19 protein-coding genes are annotated in these 18,489 nt (G+C 48.7%); 8 read left to right on the top strand and 11 right to left on the bottom strand.

Features of this window, described 5'->3' with window-relative positions:
• Window positions 1–98 precede the first annotated feature (98 nt).
• Entirely contained in the window at window positions 99–1,442 is a 1,344-nt protein-coding gene (locus tag BGP75_RS02335) for an aspartate aminotransferase family protein (RefSeq protein WP_076714671.1), read from the top strand.
• A 185-nt stretch (window positions 1,443–1,627) separates the two neighbouring features.
• Window positions 1,628–3,118 (top strand): CoA-acylating methylmalonate-semialdehyde dehydrogenase, encoded by a 1,491-nt coding sequence (locus BGP75_RS02330; protein ID WP_076714803.1) that lies wholly within the window; start codon window positions 1,628–1,630, stop codon window positions 3,116–3,118.
• A gap of 154 nt (window positions 3,119–3,272) precedes the next feature.
• On the opposite strand, the gene BGP75_RS02325 is transcribed toward BGP75_RS02330, so the two are convergent.
• Window positions 3,273–4,022: a GGDEF domain-containing protein gene (locus tag BGP75_RS02325; RefSeq protein ID WP_076714669.1), complete on the bottom strand. Its 750-nt coding sequence runs from the start codon at window positions 4,020–4,022 to the stop codon at window positions 3,273–3,275.
• A 314-nt stretch (window positions 4,023–4,336) separates the two neighbouring features.
• Between BGP75_RS02325 and BGP75_RS02320 the strand changes: the two genes are divergently transcribed.
• The gene (locus tag BGP75_RS02320; protein ID WP_076714667.1) at window positions 4,337–4,696 is read left to right on the top strand and encodes a nucleotide pyrophosphohydrolase; all 360 of its coding nucleotides are present in this window, start codon (window positions 4,337–4,339) and stop codon (window positions 4,694–4,696) included.
• Window positions 4,697–4,784: 88 nt separating this feature from the next.
• Entirely contained in the window at window positions 4,785–5,612 is an 828-nt protein-coding gene (locus tag BGP75_RS02315; protein ID WP_076714665.1) for a 23S rRNA (adenine(2030)-N(6))-methyltransferase RlmJ, read from the top strand.
• Window positions 5,613–5,653: 41 nt separating this feature from the next.
• Here the strand turns inward: BGP75_RS02315 and BGP75_RS02310 are convergent, their stop codons facing one another.
• Together BGP75_RS02310 and pomA are read right to left on the bottom strand one after the other, a co-directional pair.
• The gene (locus tag BGP75_RS02310; protein ID WP_076714662.1) at window positions 5,654–6,607 is read right to left on the bottom strand and encodes a flagellar motor protein MotB; all 954 of its coding nucleotides are present in this window, start codon (window positions 6,605–6,607) and stop codon (window positions 5,654–5,656) included.
• A 21-nt stretch (window positions 6,608–6,628) separates the two neighbouring features.
• Complete coding sequence (pomA, locus tag BGP75_RS02305; RefSeq protein ID WP_076714660.1) at window positions 6,629–7,396, bottom strand: flagellar motor protein PomA; 768 nt, start codon at window positions 7,394–7,396, stop codon at window positions 6,629–6,631.
• Window positions 7,397–7,794: 398 nt separating this feature from the next.
• On the opposite strand from pomA, the gene BGP75_RS02295 reads away from it, so the two are divergent.
• From BGP75_RS02295 to dxs, 3 genes are all read left to right on the top strand, one after another.
• Entirely contained in the window at window positions 7,795–8,037 is a 243-nt protein-coding gene (locus tag BGP75_RS02295; RefSeq protein WP_076714656.1) for an exodeoxyribonuclease VII small subunit, read from the top strand.
• The gene (ispA, locus tag BGP75_RS02290) at window positions 8,034–8,918 is read left to right on the top strand and encodes a (2E,6E)-farnesyl diphosphate synthase (RefSeq protein ID WP_076714654.1); all 885 of its coding nucleotides are present in this window, start codon (window positions 8,034–8,036) and stop codon (window positions 8,916–8,918) included. The genes BGP75_RS02295 and ispA overlap by 4 nt, the downstream gene beginning before the upstream one ends.
• 150 nt (window positions 8,919–9,068) lie before the next feature.
• Window positions 9,069–10,913, top strand: a complete 1,845-nt coding sequence (gene dxs, locus BGP75_RS02285; RefSeq protein ID WP_076714651.1) for a 1-deoxy-D-xylulose-5-phosphate synthase — start codon at window positions 9,069–9,071, stop codon at window positions 10,911–10,913.
• Window positions 10,914–11,185: 272 nt separating this feature from the next.
• Here dxs and ribA read toward each other — a convergent pair whose 3' ends face one another.
• Window positions 11,186–11,791 (bottom strand): GTP cyclohydrolase II, encoded by a 606-nt coding sequence (gene ribA / locus BGP75_RS02280; RefSeq protein ID WP_076714649.1) that lies wholly within the window; start codon window positions 11,789–11,791, stop codon window positions 11,186–11,188.
• A gap of 256 nt (window positions 11,792–12,047) precedes the next feature.
• Here ribA and BGP75_RS02275 point away from each other — a divergent pair, with 256 nt between their 5' ends.
• Window positions 12,048–12,734, top strand: coding sequence for a zinc metallopeptidase (locus BGP75_RS02275; RefSeq protein ID WP_076714647.1), 687 nt, complete (start codon window positions 12,048–12,050; stop codon window positions 12,732–12,734).
• A gap of 69 nt (window positions 12,735–12,803) precedes the next feature.
• On the opposite strand, the gene BGP75_RS02270 is transcribed toward BGP75_RS02275, so the two are convergent.
• The 7 genes from BGP75_RS02270 to ribD all read right to left on the bottom strand — a co-directional run bounded on the left by BGP75_RS02270 (window position 12,804) and on the right by ribD (window position 18,413).
• Window positions 12,804–13,292, bottom strand: coding sequence for a phosphatidylglycerophosphatase A (locus BGP75_RS02270; protein ID WP_233152823.1), 489 nt, complete (start codon window positions 13,290–13,292; stop codon window positions 12,804–12,806).
• Window positions 13,293–13,324: 32 nt separating this feature from the next.
• On the bottom strand, window positions 13,325–14,314 hold the full coding sequence (thiL, locus tag BGP75_RS02265; RefSeq protein ID WP_076714645.1) for a thiamine-phosphate kinase: 990 nt from the start codon (window positions 14,312–14,314) through the stop codon (window positions 13,325–13,327).
• Between the two features lie 9 nt (window positions 14,315–14,323).
• Entirely contained in the window at window positions 14,324–14,746 is a 423-nt protein-coding gene (nusB, locus tag BGP75_RS02260) for a transcription antitermination factor NusB (RefSeq protein WP_083704588.1), read from the bottom strand.
• Window positions 14,747–14,837: 91 nt separating this feature from the next.
• Window positions 14,838–15,311: a 6,7-dimethyl-8-ribityllumazine synthase gene (gene ribE / locus BGP75_RS02255; RefSeq protein ID WP_076714641.1), complete on the bottom strand. Its 474-nt coding sequence runs from the start codon at window positions 15,309–15,311 to the stop codon at window positions 14,838–14,840.
• 26 nt (window positions 15,312–15,337) lie between these two features.
• Entirely contained in the window at window positions 15,338–16,450 is a 1,113-nt protein-coding gene (gene ribBA, locus BGP75_RS02250) for a bifunctional 3,4-dihydroxy-2-butanone-4-phosphate synthase/GTP cyclohydrolase II (protein WP_076714639.1), read from the bottom strand.
• 66 nt (window positions 16,451–16,516) lie between these two features.
• A complete protein-coding gene (locus BGP75_RS02245) occupies window positions 16,517–17,224 on the bottom strand; it encodes a riboflavin synthase (RefSeq protein ID WP_076714636.1) in 708 nt (235 codons plus the stop codon).
• Window position 17,225: 1 nt separating this feature from the next.
• Window positions 17,226–18,413, bottom strand: a complete 1,188-nt coding sequence (gene ribD / locus BGP75_RS02240; protein WP_076714635.1) for a bifunctional diaminohydroxyphosphoribosylaminopyrimidine deaminase/5-amino-6-(5-phosphoribosylamino)uracil reductase RibD — start codon at window positions 18,411–18,413, stop codon at window positions 17,226–17,228.
• Window positions 18,414–18,489: the final 76 nt, after the last annotated feature.

Genomic DNA, 18,489 nt, shown 5'->3' with positions numbered 1-18,489 from the left:
CAAACTGAAATCAAGCCGTTATTACACGATGCCTTGGCCACCGAAAAGCAGTGGTGCCTGAGTGAAAAGATACCAACGATAACAACAAGAGGAAGCCCATGTCAGAGTTCAATACTGCAAAGTCTGCCGGTATGTCCCGGGCGGAACTAGAAGCTTACTGGATGCCTTATTCTGCCAATCGCCAGTTTAAGGATGATCCACGTATTATTGTGGACGGCAACGGCAGTTACTTTACTGACGCTGAAGGCCGCAAGGTGTTTGATGGTCTCTCCGGTTTATGGACCTGTGGAGCTGGGCATTGTCGTCCGGAAATAGCAGAGGCTGTTGCCAATCAGCTGAAACAGCTGGATTATGCGCCCGCCTTTCAGTATGCCCATCCAAAGGCTTTTGAGCTGGCAAACCGAATCAAGGAGATGACGCCTGCAGGACTTGATTATGTGTTCTACACCGGATCCGGTTCTGAAAGTGCCGACACTTCCCTGAAAATGGCTCGGGCCTACTGGCGTAAAAAAGGTATGCCTACCAAGACTAAACTGATTGGCCGATCCAAGGGATACCATGGGGTGAATTTCGGCGGCATAAGTGTAGGGGGGATCGGCGCGAACCGGGTGCTTTATGGACAGGGCGTTGATGCTGATCACCTGCCGCACACCTTACTTAAAGAAAATGCCTTCTCTCGCGGCATGCCCGAAAAAGGGGCTGAACTGGCCGATGAAATGCTGGAGTTGATTGCGCTGCATGATGCTTCCAACATAGCCGCCGTTATTGTCGAACCAATGGCGGGGTCAGCGGGTGTTATTCCACCGCCGCAGGGTTATCTGAAGCGGCTCCGGGAAATCTGTGATCAGCATAATATCTTGCTTATTTTTGATGAAGTGATTACCGGTTTCGGTCGTATGGGTTCAAATACCGGGGCGGAAGAGTTTGGTGTTACACCAGACATCATCAACGTGGCTAAGCAATTAACCAACGGTGCTGTTCCTATGGGAGCGGTTATCACCAGCGCCGATATCTATCAGACCTTTATGGATAATGGTGGTCCGGATTATATGATGGAGCTGCCTCACGGTTATACCTACTCTGGTCACCCTGTTGCCTGTGCTGCGGCATTGGCATCTCTGGACGTCCTTCAACAGGATAATCTGGTACCCCGGGTTAAAGAGATGAGTCCTGTTTTTGAAGAGGCTCTTCATAGTCTGAAGGGAACGAAATATATCAGTGACATTCGTAACTATGGTTTGGCCGGTGGGCTGCAGATAGAGGCTTATCCCGGTGAGCCTGCACGACGACCCTATGAAATAGCCATGAAGTGCTGGGAGAAAGGATTCTACGTTCGTTATGGCGGTGACACTATTCAACTGGGTCTACCGTTTATCGTTGAGCGCGAAGAGATCGATAATGTGATTAATGCTATTGGCGAATCGATCAATGAACTGGATTAACGAGTTCGAATAGATAAGAGTGTTGGATTCCGGTCTATTGGTTTTGACCCCTGGCAACTGATGTTTCGGCTAACGATTGATAGCAGTAGCCATGACTGGCACAGGAATCACATACTTTTTTGATACGTACCCTTTTAATACAAGCTGAATTTAAGAATAAACAGCTACTCCGTGAGGTTTACCAAATGACCACAGTTGGACATCTGATCAATGGCGAAATGCGTACTGATGCGCAACGTACTCAGGACGTTTTTAATCCGTCTACCGGAACCGTAAGCAAGCAGGTTGCGTTGGCAGAAAAAGCGACGGTTGAAGAAGCCATTGCTGCCGCACAGGCGGCTTATCCAGAGTGGCGGAATACTCCACCGGCCAAGCGCGCTCGTGTGATGTTTCGCTTTAAAGAACTGCTGGAGCAAAATTCTGACCGTATCATCAGCCTGATAGGTGAAGAGCACGGTAAGATTAGCCATGATGCTGCTGGTGAATTGCAACGGGGTATAGAGAATGTGGAATATGCCTGTTATGCACCTGAGCTGCTGAAAGGTGAGCACAGCAAGAACGTAGGCCCTGCGATTGATTCTTGGAGTGAGATGCAACCCTTGGGAGTTGTCGTGGGAATCACGCCATTTAACTTCCCAGCCATGGTGCCACTGTGGATGTATCCGATGGCAATTGTCTGCGGAAATTGCTTTGTACTGAAGCCGTCCGAGCGTGACCCTTCCTCGACTATGTTGATTGCGGAACTTCTGCACGAAGCGGGTTTACCGGCTGGTGTTCTGAATGTCGTTAATGGCGATAAAGAAGCGGTAGATACTTTATTGACGGATGAGCGTATCAAAGCTGTCAGTTTTGTTGGTTCTACCCCTATTGCGGAGTACATCTATACTACGGCAAATGCTAATGGTAAGCGTTGCCAGGCTCTGGGGGGGGCCAAGAACCATGCGATTGTTATGCCCGATGCCGATATGGACAATGCAGTAAACCAGCTTCTGGGGGCTGCCTTTGGTTCATCCGGTGAGCGTTGTATGGCTTTATCAGTTGCTGTTGCCGTCGGTGATCAGGCTGCGGATACCTTAGTATCAAAAATGAAAGAAGCAATGGGGCCTTTGAAAGTCGGCGCCTACAGCGATAGCAGCAATGATTTTGGTCCAGTGATTACCAAGGCCCACCAAGATAAAGTTGTCGGTTATATTAACAGTGCAGAAGAGCAGGGCGCGACTGTCGTGGTTGATGGGCGTAACCCTCAGGTGGAAGGCCATGAAAACGGCTTCTTTGTGGGCGGTACTCTGATTGATCAGGTCACACCGGAAATGCGCAGCTATAAAGAAGAAATTTTTGGGCCGGTACTGCAAGTGGTTCGGGTTGAATCGATGCAGGAAGCAATGGACCTGATTGATGCCCATGAGTATGGCAACGGTACCTGTATCTTTACCCGTGATGGGGAAGCTGCCCGTTATTTCAGCGATAACATCAATGTGGGAATGGTTGGTATTAACGTACCTCTGCCAGTTCCTGTCTCTTATCATAGCTTTGGTGGCTGGAAGCGTTCGCTATTTGGTGATTTGCATGCCTATGGCCCCGATTCAGTGCGTTTTTATACCAAGCGTAAGACAGTCACTCAGCGCTGGCCTTCTGCCGGGGTTCGTGAAGGTGCGCAGTTTGCGTTCCCTTCCTAATCCTTTACTGAGTAGCGGCAATCTTCGCTGATTTTCCAGAGGGCGTTTCAGGCTGCTGGTTCCATCAAAGACTAACGGGGGAAGTCCCTGTTAGTCTTAATTGTTGCTGCTATTTACTCCGGCTGTTTTTTGTCGCTTTAGTGAAAATGCTTTACTACTCACATAGTTCGTTATCCAAGGTAATGCAGTTTCGGCCATTGTTTTTGCCTTTATAAAGGCAAACGTCTGCTCTGTTGATAATCGATGCCGATGTTTCATCGGGACAGGCAGATACAGCACCGATGGTTGCTGTGATTTTTCCTACTCTATCAAACTCGAAATCGTGAATTGCGCTCATCAGTTTTTCAGCGATTGCTTCGGCATTCCCAAGACTGGTATGAGGACAGAGAATAATAAATTCTTCTCCGCCCCAGCGAGCAACGGTGTCAATTTTACGAGTTACCTCAGTAAGAATTGAGGAGAATTGGCACAGAACTCGATCGCCGATGTTATGACCTTGAATATCATTGATTTTTTTGAAGTAATCAACGTCGAGGATGATTATGGAAAGTTGCGTACCAGTTCTCTTTGAGCGTTCAATTTCAAGATTGAGGGTCTCATTGAAGTGGCGCCGATTGTATAAGCCCGTTAGTGGATCGGTGATGGATAGTTTGTGTACTTCGTTGTAAAGCCTGCGCATTTCTGACCATCTTCTCAGGGAAAAAATAATCAGAGAGAGGGCTATCGTAAAAAACAGCGGGATGATTTCGTCAATTTCCCACTCTTCGTACTGCTCGGCTAAATCAACGATCAGTTCCAGCATATCCATACTGGAAAAAATCAAAAACATACCGACATTGAAGCCAATGATAATCAGCAAGTCGATCTTCACTTGAGAAGACTTTCGCCAGTTTGTTTTTTCCATAGGCTAATACTTAACCTGAACGTAATCGATAATTCGGAATCAGGGACTCAAAAGTGTCGACGACTATCTTCCCCGTGCTTTCAGAAATATGGCGGTAAGCCAGAGACCGCTGAAGATAAGACCGGCTTCCTTGAAGCCTGTAGAGAGAACCTTGGATCTAAAATTACTAAGCTTTAATATAGTCGATTTATAGATTCATCAAGGAGAATATCTGTTTCAGTCTTATATGAATCTGTTTGGGAGTTAGGAGTATTTCTTCTCAGTCTTGTCCTTGATGATTTGTCACTTCATTGTTTTGTTATCACGAGATTGCTATGTCAGAAAATCCCTTTGAGTTAATTAAACAACAAGTTAGGGGCTTTGCCAGTGAGCGAGACTGGGACCAGTTTCATTCCCCTAAAAACCTGGCGATGGCTTTGAACGTGGAAGCGGGGGAGCTGTTAGAACATTTTCAATGGCTGACGCAAGAGGAGTCAGCGGCGCCTGATCAGGCAGCATTAGCCGAAATCGCTGATGAAATAGCCGATGTTCAGGTCTATCTCATTCGTCTGGCGGATAAGTTGAATATTGATATCCCCAAGGCGGTTGCCGTTAAAATGCAGAAAAATGCTGAGAAATACCCAGCAGAGCAAGCCCGAGGCAAATCCCAGAAGTACACCGCTTACCAGAAATAGTTACATATTGCTGGCTAAGGTTTGTATTTGTCGATATGGTGGCCGCCTTGTTTTTACTCTCTGAATTTTCTTCTATGCTGGACCCTTTATGCTAAGTTATCGACACGCCTTCCATGCAGGGAATCATGCAGATGTGATTAAGCATCTGGTGCTGGTTAATACGTTGGAGTACCTGCTACGTAAGGCTGCACCTGTACTCTATATTGATACCCATGCCGGTGCTGGAGGTTATGGTCTGGATAATAGTGAAGCACGAAAGACGGGTGAGGCCATAGAAGGTATCGGTGCCCTGAATTTCAATGTGTTGCCAAAAGCAGTCGATACTTATCGTACCCTTGTTGAACCCTATTTAAAAAGACGCCAATACCCGGGATCTCCGCGGTTGGCGGCCGATCTGTTGCGCTCCGAGGACCGGCTTTGCCTGTTTGAGCTGCACCCTGCTGATCATAAGGTACTGGATCATTCATTCAGCAAGGATCGACGTGTGAGGGTAGCGCAGAGTAATGGTTTTGACAGCCTTAAAGCACTTCTCCCTGCTAAGAATAAACGGGCGCTTGTATTAACGGACCCTTCCTACGAACTTAAAAGTGACTACGACCAGGTAGCTGACAGTATCCTGCAAGGCTACAAACGTATGTCCCATGGTGTGTTTTTAGTTTGGTATCCTGTTGTACAACGACAGTGGGTTAATCGAATGATATCGAGATTGAAAAAGGGGGCTGTGCGGGACCTTTGGCAATTTGAACTGGCTGTCACCGCGGACACTGAGGATTATGGAATGACTGCCAGTGGGCTTTTGGCGATTAATCCTCCCTGGGTGCTTCCAGAACAAATGGGCTCTCTGCTGCCTGCTATTCAGCAGCAACTGGCTCCTGAGACTGGCTTTACCCTGGTTGAGCAGTTAGTTGCTGAATAAGAGTTTTGCGAGTCGGGTGTCTGGCTGAATATGTCTCTTCGTCAGAATATTTCTGAAGGTGCCAAATCGGTGCCTTCTATTTCTGTGCCTTCTGGAAGTGCGGGCAGGCGTTTTAATAGCTCTTGATCTTTACCCTTTTGGATCACTATTTCTACCCGACGGTTGAGAGCTCTGTTCTGAGCAGTGTCGTTAGGGGCCAGTGGTCTTGAGTCAGCAAAGCCGATCACCTGGTACTTGCTCTGATCGATTCGACCGTCAGCAAATAGTTCCTGAGCTACGGAGAGGGCCCGGGCAGAAGAAAGTCCCCAGTTGGATGAAAATTCTGCGGTGGATATTGGAATATTGTCTGAATGGCCTTCTATGGATACGCTGCCCTCCACCGTTAACAGCACATCACGAATTTTGGCGATAATGGGGATAAATTCAAAATTCAGCTCTGCGGCTCCGGACTCGAAAGAACCTTTTTCACGGACTCGGATAATAACTTTGCCTTCCTTGGTTTCCACATCAACGCTGCCCTCACCAATTTCTTTTTGCAGGGCCATTGCCATCATTAACGCATCTTCCCGAGCTTCAGCCTTACTTTGTGCCTGGGAATCCTGCATTTTTTTCATGATTTCCTGGATTTCCCCTGCTTTGGGGTCCAGGTGTTTTTCCTGTCCTTCTTGTCTTCTAACGTCCAGATTTTGCTTGGCCGTTTCGGTTGTGAATTGACGAACTTCGTTAAGTGGGGTTGGTTCTGGTCGACCGGGGCTGAACTCCTGCGCAATAATGCTTGTTCCCTTAGGAATGTCTTTTACCTTTATACGGTTTTGAACACCAAAGGCTTCTCGCATGGAGCCAGCAAGTTGTTTGAACTTCAATACGTCCATTTCTGAAAATGACAAAAGCAATACGAAGAAACACATCAGCAACGACATCAAGTCTGCGAATGTGGCCAGCCAGGGGGGAAGCCCCTGGGGGCATTTACATTTCTGTTCTTCTTCGTCGCTCATCAGAGTATCCGTAAAAAGGCCTTAGCCTTCAGCGGCCTCGCTGGATCCTCGTTTCCCTTCGGGAAGGTAATTCTTCAGCATGGATTCAATCACACGGGGGTTTTGTCCCGCTTGAATAGCCAGCAGTGCATCAATAATCAGGGCTTTGCTGGTTGCTTCTTCATCGCGACGCCGGGTAAGTTTGTCAGCAATCGGTTCAGCAATCATGGTGGCAATCATAGCGCCGTAGAGCGTAGTCAACAGTGCAACTGCCATTGCCGGTCCAATGGATTTTGGGTCATCCATGTTAGCCAGCATCTGTACCAAACCAACCAGTGTGCCGATCATTCCCATGGCCGGGGCAACGGTCCCCAGTGCGCTGAACACTTCAGCACCAAGCTCGTGCCGGGTTTCGGCTTCATTCTTATCTTTGCTTAGCAGGGTTTTAACCACTTCTGGATCATGGCCATCAACCAATAATTGAATGCCGCCCTGCATGAAGTCATTGCTGACCTCTTTTTCTTCAAGGGACAGCAGTCCTCCTTTTCGAGCGGCATCAGCCAATTCCACCGCTTCGGCTATGAGTTCCTCAAGTGACGTAGACTTAAACATGAAAGCTTTGGCTGCGACTTTGCCTGCGCCCAAAAAACCGCTCAAAGTAAATTTCATCAGCACCACCATAGTCGCTCCGCCGACTACGATCAGCAATGAAGGAGGGTTGATGAACATGCCTGCGCTTCCGCCCAGTACAATAGCCGAGATGATGATGCCAAAAGAACCGATAAGGCCCACAAGTGTTGCGATATCCACCAACTTTCCTCACTAGAGCTGCTGCCTGTAGGGCAACTGAAATATATTGGCCTGTTGATAAACGAGCTAAAGAACTGGGGATAATACCAAAAAAACCATGCCATTGGCTGAAGATCTACGATTTATCAGTATTTTCTCATTGATAATCGGGTTAATTATCAGACTCTTCCCGTTGCTAATCATTACAACCGGGTAAAACCCAGCCAGAACAGCCAGTGGCTCCAGATTATCGCTGACGACTGGCACTGTTTTTAGCCAGGACATTGAGTATAGTGTCTGCTGGATTGACCGCCATATCTGCCTAGGGTAGGGTAGTCGCTTCGACAATAAAGCGGTCAACAACAACCGATCAAACCAGAAATTGACTAAATCAGAAACCCATAAAAGAAGTTGTAGCTATGCCCCGCACAAGAAAAGAACCAGATTTTGAGCAGAGTCTGGCTGAGCTTGAATCTCTGGTGACCCGGATGGAACAGGGAGATATGACTTTAGAGCAGTCCCTGGAAGCTTTTGAAAATGGAGTCAAGTTGACAAGGGAATGCCAGCAACGGCTGGAAAAGGCTGAGCAACGAGTGCAGGTTCTGATAGAACAGAATGGTGAGCTGACAGCTAAACCGCTGGAGGCTTTCGATCAGGAATGAGCTTTACCGCTGCCGTCAGTCAATGGCGAGATAGAGTCGATCAGAATCTGGAGCACTACCTTGAGAGTGCTGAGATAGCCAGGCAACTTTTCGATGCAATGTCTTACTCTACATTTAATGGTGGAAAGCGATTGCGTCCGGTATTGGTATACGCGGCTTGTGAAGCTCTGGGTGGAAATCCAGCCGCCGCAGACCCGGTAGCTGCTGCTGTTGAGTGTATTCATGCCTATTCTCTGATTCATGATGATTTACCCGCGATGGATGATGATGACCTGCGTCGCGGGAAGCCAACCTGCCATATCGCGTTTGATGAAGCGACAGCGATATTGGCGGGAGATGCTCTCCAGACACTGGCTTTTGAGATTCTGTCCAGACCTTCGGATTATCTTGATCCAGCTCGGCAGATGGCTATTGTGCAAACGCTTGCTCTGGCCAGTGGGGACAAAGGTATGGTGGCTGGACAGATGATTGATACTGTTGCGGCCGGGTCGCAGCTGAATTTGTCTGCGTTGGAGCGTATGCATGGGCTTAAAACAGGTGCTTTAATCCGTGCCAGTGTTCGTATGGGAGCGCTGGCATCGGGGGGGGCTACCGAAGAACAGCTGCTTGCTTTGGATCGTTATGCCGATGCTATTGGACTGGCGTTTCAGGTTCAGGATGACATTCTTGATGTGGAAGGAGATACCCGGGTTTTAGGCAAGCAACAGGGGGCAGACATCGCTCTGGATAAACCCACCTATCCATCACTGTTGGGTATGGAGGTTGCAAAAGTAAAGGCTGCAGAACTGCATCAGGCGGCCTTATCTGCATTATCGGAATTTGATGACAAAGCTATACTGTTAAGGCAGTTAGCAGACTACGTTGTTGAGCGTGATCACTAAATTTTGCTTCCCATAGCGGCTCTAGTCAGAGATTTCAAAGCACAGGGCTTTGATAGAACAGCTCAGGGCTGTGATATAGATGTCTCGGCTCTGACATAGGTGCTGCAATAGAAGCCCCCAACTGAAACCATTTCCAGTGTTTAATTTCTGATGTTAAAAGAACTGCCTACCCAGCGACCATCGACTCCACTATTGGATCAAACTTCTGTTCCCAATAAACTGCGTCGTCTTGATGCCAGTCAGTTGCCTCAGCTGGCGCAAGAACTGCGCCAGTACCTGCTGTATTCTGTCGGCCAGACCGGTGGCCATTTTGGTGCAGGCTTAGGTATCGTTGAGTTGACTTTGGCCTTGCATTACATCTTTGACACGCCTAATGATCAACTTATTTGGGATGTCGGCCACCAATGCTATCCTCACAAAGTCATCACCGGTCGCCGAGAGGCACTGCTGAGCATTCGTAAGCAGGGTGGTTTAGCGCCTTTTCCGAAAAGGGAAGAAAGCCCTTTTGATGATTTTGGGACCGGCCATTCCAGTACATCGATCAGCGCCGCTCTAGGCATGGCATTAGCGCATAAACTAGATAATAAAAATAACCGGACTGTAGCGGTTATTGGTGATGGGGCGATGACCGGTGGAATGGCTTTTGAAGCGCTGAACCATGCTGCCCATACGGGTGCCAACCTATTGGTTATCCTTAATGATAACGATATGTCGATCTCCCATAATGAAGGTGGATTGGCCACGTACCTGGCCAAAAACCTTAAGGGGCGAACCGGAGCGACAACCACTGCGGCAATGTTTGAAGCGCTAGAGTTCCATTATACCGGTCCGGTTGACGGTCATGATTTTGATCAGCTGTTGCCGGTTCTTAGTCAGTTGAGAAATGCAGAAGGGCCGCAATTTTTGCATCTTTTGACCACCAAAGGGAAAGGCTTCGCCCCCGCTGAAGAAGACCCTATTGGTTACCATGCCATTACTAAATTGCCCGAGCCAGACAGTTCGAATAACCGACTGCGACAGGCCGGTAATCAGCCCGATGAAGTGAATCCCGATAAAAAAACCGTATCTAAGCCCGACGGTATTTCTTACTCCAAGGTATTTGGCCAGTGGCTCTGCGATCAAGCGGAAGCTGATACTAAATTAATAGCTATTACTCCAGCCATGAGTGAAGGCTCAGGGATGGTGACCTTCGCTAAACGTTTTCCAGAGCGCTATTTCGATGTTGCCATTGCTGAGCAGCACGCCATTACTATGGCGGCAGGTTTGGCCTGTCAGGGAGCGAAGCCGGTGGTAGCCATCTATTCTACTTTTTTGCAGCGAGGTTATGATCAGCTGATCCATGATGTCGCTCTGCAAAACCTGGATGTCCTCTTTGCCATTGATCGCGCCGGTTTGGTTGGTGAAGACGGCCCGACTCATCATGGTAGCTTTGATCTCAGTTTTCTTAACTGTATTCCAAACCTGGTGATAATGGCTCCCTCTAATGAAGCTGAAGCCCGAATCATGCTGTCTACCGGTTATCATTATCAGGGACCTGCCTGTGTTAGATATCCCAGAGGTGTCGGGCCTGGTGCTAATCCGTCAAACTCTCTTGAATCGATAGAAATCGGGAAAAGTCGTGTTATCCGTAACGGCCGCACTGTCGCAATACTCTGTTTCGGGGCTCTGCTTTGGGAAGCTCAGCAGGTAGCAAAATCCCTGGATTTTACCTTAGTGGATATGCGCTTTGTGAAGCCGATGGACAAAGCGGCTGTCACTGAACTGGCAAAGAATCATCAACTGTTGGTGACCTTGGAAGAAAACGCCCTGATCGGAGGAGCAGGGTCGCTGGTTAATGGTTATCTGCTGAATCAGGGTATAGCGGTTAAGGTGTTGAATCTTGGCTTGGAAGACAGCTTTATCAGCCACGGAAAAGCAACTGGTCTATTGGCACAACAGGGATTGGATGCGGATGGGATTACGGCCAGGATTTGTAAAAGACTGAATGCTGACTGAAATACGGAGTAGACAGTTGATTTGAGGCCCCCCAACAGTGTCTTAGCGTAATTAGTACTAAATTCGCTATATTGATTCAACCTTGGTCAAATAGATAGAATTTCAGCCAAGTTTAGAAAACCGTTGTCAGATCAAATCGCCAGTACCTTAGCTAAATCAATCATGCCTTAGTTAACTCAACGATGGTCTGACTGAATTAACAACACCCTGGCTGAATTATGGCCCGTTCCGCTGGTACTTACCCTTTGTTGATACTTACTCTTTGTTAGTACTTACTCTTTAAAGTGGTGTTCGGTCATCATATGACCAAGCTTTCCTGCTTTGGTGGCCAGATACTCTTCATTGTGCCTGTTTTTACCCACTTGCAGCGGTTCCCGTTCAACGACCGGTACACCAAATTTTTTCAGGGCATCGACTTTGCGAGGGTTATTTGTCATCAGCCGAACCTGCTTGATGCCCAAATGTTTCAGCATAGTGATACACATGCTGTAATCGCGCATGTCTGCCTCAAAGCCTAACTGCTCGTTAGCTTCGACGGTGTCTGCTCCACCATCTTGTAAATGATAGGCTTTGATTTTATTGAGCAAACCGATGCCTCTGCCTTCTTGGCGGAGATAAAGAAGGGCTCCTCGTCCTTCTTCTGATATTCGTTTCAGTGCTTCCTGAAGTTGAAATCCGCAATCGCAACGCATACTGAACAGTGCGTCCCCAGTCAGACACTCCGAGTGAATTCGAGCGAGTACTGGTTTTTCATCATCAAATTCACCCAGTGTTAAGACAATGTGTTCCTTTCCACTGACTTCGTCTTCGAAGCCGTGCATCCGGAACGTGCCCCAGGGTGTGGGCAATTGGGATGATGCGATGTAGCGGACGGTCACAGATCTACTTCCTTCATTTGGGGAGGCTTATTCTATCAATCAGCTTAGCTATTAGCGACCTTAAAACGGACCTGAAAATGCCTCTTACTAACGGTTAGCACGGTTGATTGATATTCCTCATCTGACCAACTCTTTGCTATACCTATATGTGTACGTGATCAGAGTCTCCCGAGACTCAAATCCATGCCTGCTTACATGGGGCTGTTTAGTTGATCAGGGATGTTTTTGTTTTTAGCTGCTGTTAAGGGATAACACCATGGACCTACTCATCATTGGCTTATCAATCCTGTTGTTGCTGGTAGCGCCAAAACTGTGGGCGAGGTATATTTTTTTCAAACACAGTCATCAACGAAGGGACATCCCTGGTACAGGTGGGCAGTTAGCCCAGCATCTTATGGTTCATTTGCCTCTGGTCAGGGTAAAGCTGAAACAGGCCCATCGTCGAAGTCATTATAACCCATTCACCAAGGTGATCAGTCTTACAGAGCAGACTATGAGGGCTCGTAGTTTGACAGCGGTGGTGCGTGTGGCTTTTGAATTTGGCCATGCCCTGCAGGATCGGAATAACAATTCGTTGCTGAAGTTTCGTGATGGATTGCTGGCTTTAGCACGACTGGGAGAGCAAATAGGTTCCGGTGCTCTGCTTACCGGGTTGATTATGGCTTTTATGGTACCACCGGTAGCCGGTCTGTTACTGTTTGTTGCGTTGGTTAGTCTGTTGACCGGGGCTGCCGTTCATCTGCTGTTATTACCGATTGAGTGGCAAGCAAGCTTTACCTTTGCTTTACCGCTTTTGAGTAATGGCAGCTATATCTCTTCGCAAGACCAGCTGGCGGTTCGCCAGCTGTTACTGGCCTGTGCCTTCAGTCGCCTGGCTTATGCATTGGCTAATTTGCTGGATGCGCGTCACTGGTTATCGGTACTGGAAATAAGAAAAGAATAAATTCCCGTTAATATGTTCCGATCCAGGTTACCCTGTTTCCAGTCTATCGAATGTTCTGGAACATCGTTTCTAGAACATCAGGATAATTAACTGTAAGACTATCCAGGCGTAGATCCCCGCCAGCACGTCGTCCAGCATAATACCGAAGCCACCAGAGACCTGTCTGTCGGCCCATCGTATAGGCCAGGGTTTGGCGATATCAAAAATTCGAAAAAGCACAAAACCCAATGCGACCCAGTGCCAACCCGTCGGTACAGCCATGAGTGTTATCCACAGGCCGACAAACTCATCCCAGACAATACCCCCATGGTCGTGCACCTTCAGGTCTTTGGAGGTCTGGCCGCAGATGTAGATACCGGCCAGGAAGCTGATGACAATGACCGCAAGGTAGGGGAGTAGACTAAGGTCCTGCAAAAAATAATAGGGAAGCAACGCTGCAACTGTCCCCCAGGTGCCGGGGGCAAAGGAGGCTGCACCACTGCCAAAACCAAACGCCAGCAGGTGTATGGGGTTACGCCAGTCAGGTTTTATTTGGACAGGTTTGGTGGCTGAGGACACGGTTGATTTCCTATTGATTAAGATGTTCAGGCTTAGAAATGTTCGTAGCCTTGGGCTGCTACCGGTTTAGTTTTTCCATTTCTTGATTTCAGAATGATGCCTTGTTGCTTTGTGAGCTGGCCAATACAGGTCAGTTTTACAGGATGTCCTTCAAGGGCCTGTTGAAAACTCTCCATTTGAATCTCAGGAATACAGAAACAGAGTTCAAAATCTTCGCCTCCCGTGAGTGCCCAGCGCTGAACTTGCTGTTGATCGTAGTTTTCGGCGAGTGCGTTGGAAATGGGCAGGAGGTCTTCCTCTATAGTCGCACCAACCTTACTTTGTTCAAGAATATGCCCCAGATCTGCCAGTAAACCATCGGAAATATCGATAGCAGCACTGGCAAAAGTTCTGATTGCCAGTCCGGTGGATATACGTGGCTCCGGGTGTTGAAAGCGTTGGATCAAATAATCCCGCTGGTTGTTCTTTTTGTCGAGCCTGTGCTCGGCAGTCTTATCGGATCCTGTTTTGAGCTGATCCAATCCAGCTGCTGAGTCGCCTAGCGTACCACTGACAAAGACGTAGTCATTGATTTTTGCAGTGTTTCTTTGCAGGGCTTGTCCTTTGGGTACCCAGCCATGAACTTGCATGCTGATGGTCAGGTGACCACGGGTGGTGTCACCACCGACAAGCGTCACATTGAAAGTTGTCATTTTTTGAGAAAGAGCACGACTGAAGCCTTCAAGCCAGTCTTCACTCGCCCTGGGGATAGTGAGCGCCAGGGTAATCCAGGCCGGCTCTGCTCCCATAGCTGCCAAATCACTGAGACAGGCCCCAAACACACGACTGGCGATATGTTCCGCCGGCGTTCCTGGCAAAAAATGGACACCTTCCACCAACGTGTCGATGGATACCGCAAGTTGGTATCCATCAGGCACTTCAAGGAGGGCGCAATCATCGCCGATGCCGAGTGCCACCCCATTGGGTTGTTGTTCCAATGAGGTGAAATAACGCTCTATCAGAGAAAACTCCGAAATTGACATCGCTTGCGGCTACGGTCTTGCTGCGTTTACTTCGGCAGAACGCAATGATTTTGCCAGTTTATCCAGAACACCATTGACATACTTGTGACTGTCCGTTGCACCAAAAGTCTTAGCCAGGTTGACCGATTCGTTGATTGCCACCCGGTAGGGAACAGAAAGGCGACTGGCCAGTTCAAAAGTCCCAATACGCAGGACGTTGAGCTCGATTGGATCGAGCTCATCCAGGGTGCGATCAAGGCAGGGGGTGATTTTCTGATCCAGTTCTGCAACCTGAGCAGGAATGCCATGCAGTAGTTCACTGAACAGGGCAATATCGACCTGACTCAAATCTCGCTCGGCACGAAACTCTGCTTCTATTTCGTTCAGGGTTGAGCCAGCCATATGCCACTGGTAAAGGGCCTGCAGGGCAAAGTTACGTGCTTCACGTCGCATCTGGGTTTTTGAAGGTTTTTTAGCCTTCTTCGATTGCTCAGAGCGCTTGGGATCTTTTGGAGTCGGGGTGTTTTGAGAGTCAGTCACCCGCCTATACCTCTAGCTGGCGCATGACACTAACCATCTCAAGCGCAGTCAGTGCCGCTTCTGAGCCCTTGTTACCAGCTTTGGTGCCTGAGCGTTCGATAGCCTGTTCGATGGAATTTACCGTGAGAATACCGTTAGCCACTGGAATGCCGTACTCCAATGAAACCTGGCCGACACCCTTGGAGCTTTCTGCGCTGACATATTCAAAGTGCGGAGTGCCGCCACGAATAACAGCGCCCAGGGCGATAATCGCGTCGTCCTTTTTCTGTTCTGCCAGCTTCTTTACTGCCAGAGGAATTTCAAACGCACCGGGAACCCGAACGATGCGGATATTCTCTTCACCAATACCATGGCGTTTCAAGGTATCAACAGCACCTTCTACCAGGCTTTCTACTACAAAGCTGTTGAAACGACCAACAACGATCGCATAGCGGCCATCATTTTCGGTGAAAGTGCCTTCAATTGTCTGAATTGTCATTGAAAGAGTCCTATATAGTTAAGTAATCAGGCTTCGCAGGGAATGAATTCGACGATCTCCAGATCGAAGCCGGACAAAGCGTTAAATTTGGTTGGAGCGCTAAGCAGACGCATTTTTCCGATGCCAAGATCACGTAGAATCTGAGAACCGGTACCGATGGTCAGATAAGTACCTGCCCCATCAGTATTGATGTTTTTAAGTGGACGTTGATTGAGATAGGCATCCAGGCAGGCGCTCAGGTCCTCTGGGTCGTTGTCGCCCAGCAGTACTACAACTCCTTTACCCTCTTCGGCTACCCGTTGCAGTGAAGAACGCAAGGTCCATTTAGGATCATTCTCGTTGTGCACTCCGATAACATCTCTTAGCGGGTCTGCCATATGTACACGGACAAGTGTCGGATCGTTTTCGGTAAACTCACCCATGGCCAGGGCCAAGTGGGTCGCCCCCTGGGTTGTGTCTTTGTAGCAGGTGACTTCAAAAACACCATATTCGGTAGGCAATTGATATTGGCCGGACCGTTCTACCGTGTGCTCGTTCAGGGTTCGATAATGGATGAGATCGGCAATGGTCCCGATCTTAAGGTTATGCTTTTCGGCAAAGACCTCCAGGTCAGGGCGGCGAGCCATGGTCCCGTCATCATTCATTATCTCGACAATTGCAGCAGCCGGTGTACAACCAGCCAGTCGAGCCAGATCACATCCAGCCTCTGTATGGCCTGCACGGATCAACACTCCTCCGGGCTGAGCCATCAATGGAAAAATATGGCCGGGTTGGACGATATCTTCAGGCTTGGCATTTGCGGCTACTGCGGTGCGAACCGTATGAGCCCTGTCCGCAGCCGATATTCCTGTTGTTACACCCTCTGCTGCTTCAATAGAGACAGTGAAATGAGTAGAAAACTGTGCGCCATTATCCTGAACCATCAACGGCAGGTTCAGGTGTTTGCAATGTTCCTGAGTTAGGGTAAGGCAGATCAACCCCCGCGCGTGAGTTGCCATGAAGTTAATATCTTCACTGCGAACTTTTTCAGCTGCGATGATCAGATCACCTTCATTTTCGCGATCTTCGTCATCCATCAGGATGACCATCTTGCCTTGGCGAATGTCTTCAATGATTTCTGTAGTTGTATTGAGCGCCATGGGTCTACCTGTTCTCGTGTTTGTTAAAAAGCGTTCATTAAATGAGTCGGAAACCGATATCTAAAACTATCGACGGCCGATAAAACCATGCTGTGCCAGGAACGTTTCCGTCAGGTTTCCGGCCTTCGATGAGTTGGAGTCATCTGAGCTGCTATGACGGTCATCTGAATGCTCCCCTTGTTGAGAGGGTTGTAGCAATCTCTCCAGGTAGCGAGCAATCAGATCTACTTCCAAATTTACATTTTGGCCGACACTGTAATACTTAATCAGGGTTTCTTCTAGCGTATGGGGGACGATATTCAGCTCAAACAAGGCTCCCTCCACTGCATTTACAGTCAAACTGACACCATCGACACAGATTGAACCCTTAGGTGCAATATAACGGGCCAGGTTTTGTGGTGCTTTAATTCGGAAACGAATCGATCGGCCGTCATCCTGCTTATCTGCTATGGTGCCGAATCCGTCTACATGGCCGCTGACTATGTGTCCACCCAATCGACTGGTTGGAGTCAGTGCTTTTTCTAAGTTTACCCGATCTCCGGTGCGGAACTGTTCAAATTTGGTATGAGCTAATGTTTCCCGTGAAACATCCGCCCAAAATCCATCACCGGGCAGTTCCACCGCAGTCAGGCAGACGCCATTGACAGCAATACTGTCTCCCAGTTTCACATCGGCCAGATCCAGGCTTCCTGTTTTTATTCGCAGGCGCAGATCTCCACCTTGCATGCGGGCGTCGGCGACAGTTCCCAGAGCTTCAATTATACCGGTAAACATCTTAGCACTCCTTTCGTTGTGAACTGTTGCTTTCCGCCACTGGGCGCTCAGGCTGGGGGGAATCTGGTGTCGGGGAGGAGGCGGGTTGATAGCAGATACGGATATCCTCACCAAGTGTTTTCAGATCGACCTGCTGAAGGGCTATCTGCTGAGACATCTGTTCTATGCCTGGCAGGTGAAACAGAGGACGCGCCTGGCTGCCAAGTAATTTAGGTGCGATATAGATAATCCATTCATCGACTAAACCGGCCTGAGTAAAAGCACCTGAAAGTTTGGCTCCGGCCTCAATCAACAGTTCATTGCATTCCCGTTGTTCTGCCAGCCATTTTAATACGGTGATAGGGGCTAACTCCGCAAGTTGAACCAATGTGACATTGCTTTGGTTAAGTTGCTGGACCTTACTCTCGTCTGCGTGGCGATAAAAAATAACGGCTTTGCCAGGGGGCTGAAGAATTTTTGCTGCTGGTGAAATCTGTAAACTGGAGTCCATAATGACGCGTAACGGCTGTCTGTTGCAGAGTTCTGCCGCGTTGGCCAGCGGCAGTTGCTCAGGACGGATGGTCATTGCCGGATTATCCTGAACGACAGTTCCTATTCCTGTCAGTATTGCAGAGCTGCTGGCACGTAACAGCTGAACATCGCCTCTGGCTGTTGAGCCGGTGATCCACTGGGATTCTCCAGAGGCCATTGCCGTTCGGCCGTCCAAACTCATGGCCTGCTTAATCCTTACAAAGGGCAGTCCCGTTGACATACGCTTGATAAATCCCGGATTAAGAGCCCTGGCATCGGATTCGAGCAGGCCCCAGGAGGTATCCACTCCGGCCTGCTGAAGTAGCCTATGACCACGACCGGCAACTAAGGGGTTGGGGTCTTCCATTGCCGCAACGACCCTGTTAATACCTGCTGCAATTAAGCCTTCAGCGCAGGGTGGGGTACGACCCTGGTGACTACAGGGCTCCAGGGTTACGTAGGCAGTAGCGCCCCGAGCTTTTCCCGCCGCCGCTTTCAGGGCATTCACTTCCGCGTGACCCTCACCGGTTTTCAGGTGGAAGCCTTCACCGATGATTTCACCGTTTTTTACCAGTACGCAGCCAACTCTGGGGTTGGGATGAGTGGTGTAGAGGCCCTCTTTAGCCAACTCTATGGCACGAGCCATATAATCATTATCTTCGCGGCTGAATTGGCTCATCTTAGTTCTCGGTGCTCTTGTTTTCAGTGCTTTTGTTTACAGTAGCTTTATTCCCTGCACTTTTATTGTCAGTAGT

It is taken from the genome of Motiliproteus sp. MSK22-1 (assembly GCF_001968815.1).
GTDB lineage: Bacteria > Pseudomonadota > Gammaproteobacteria > Pseudomonadales > Balneatricaceae > Motiliproteus.
Note: the sequence above shows the minus strand (reverse complement) of the source record. Positions and strands in the feature narration are given on the sequence as shown.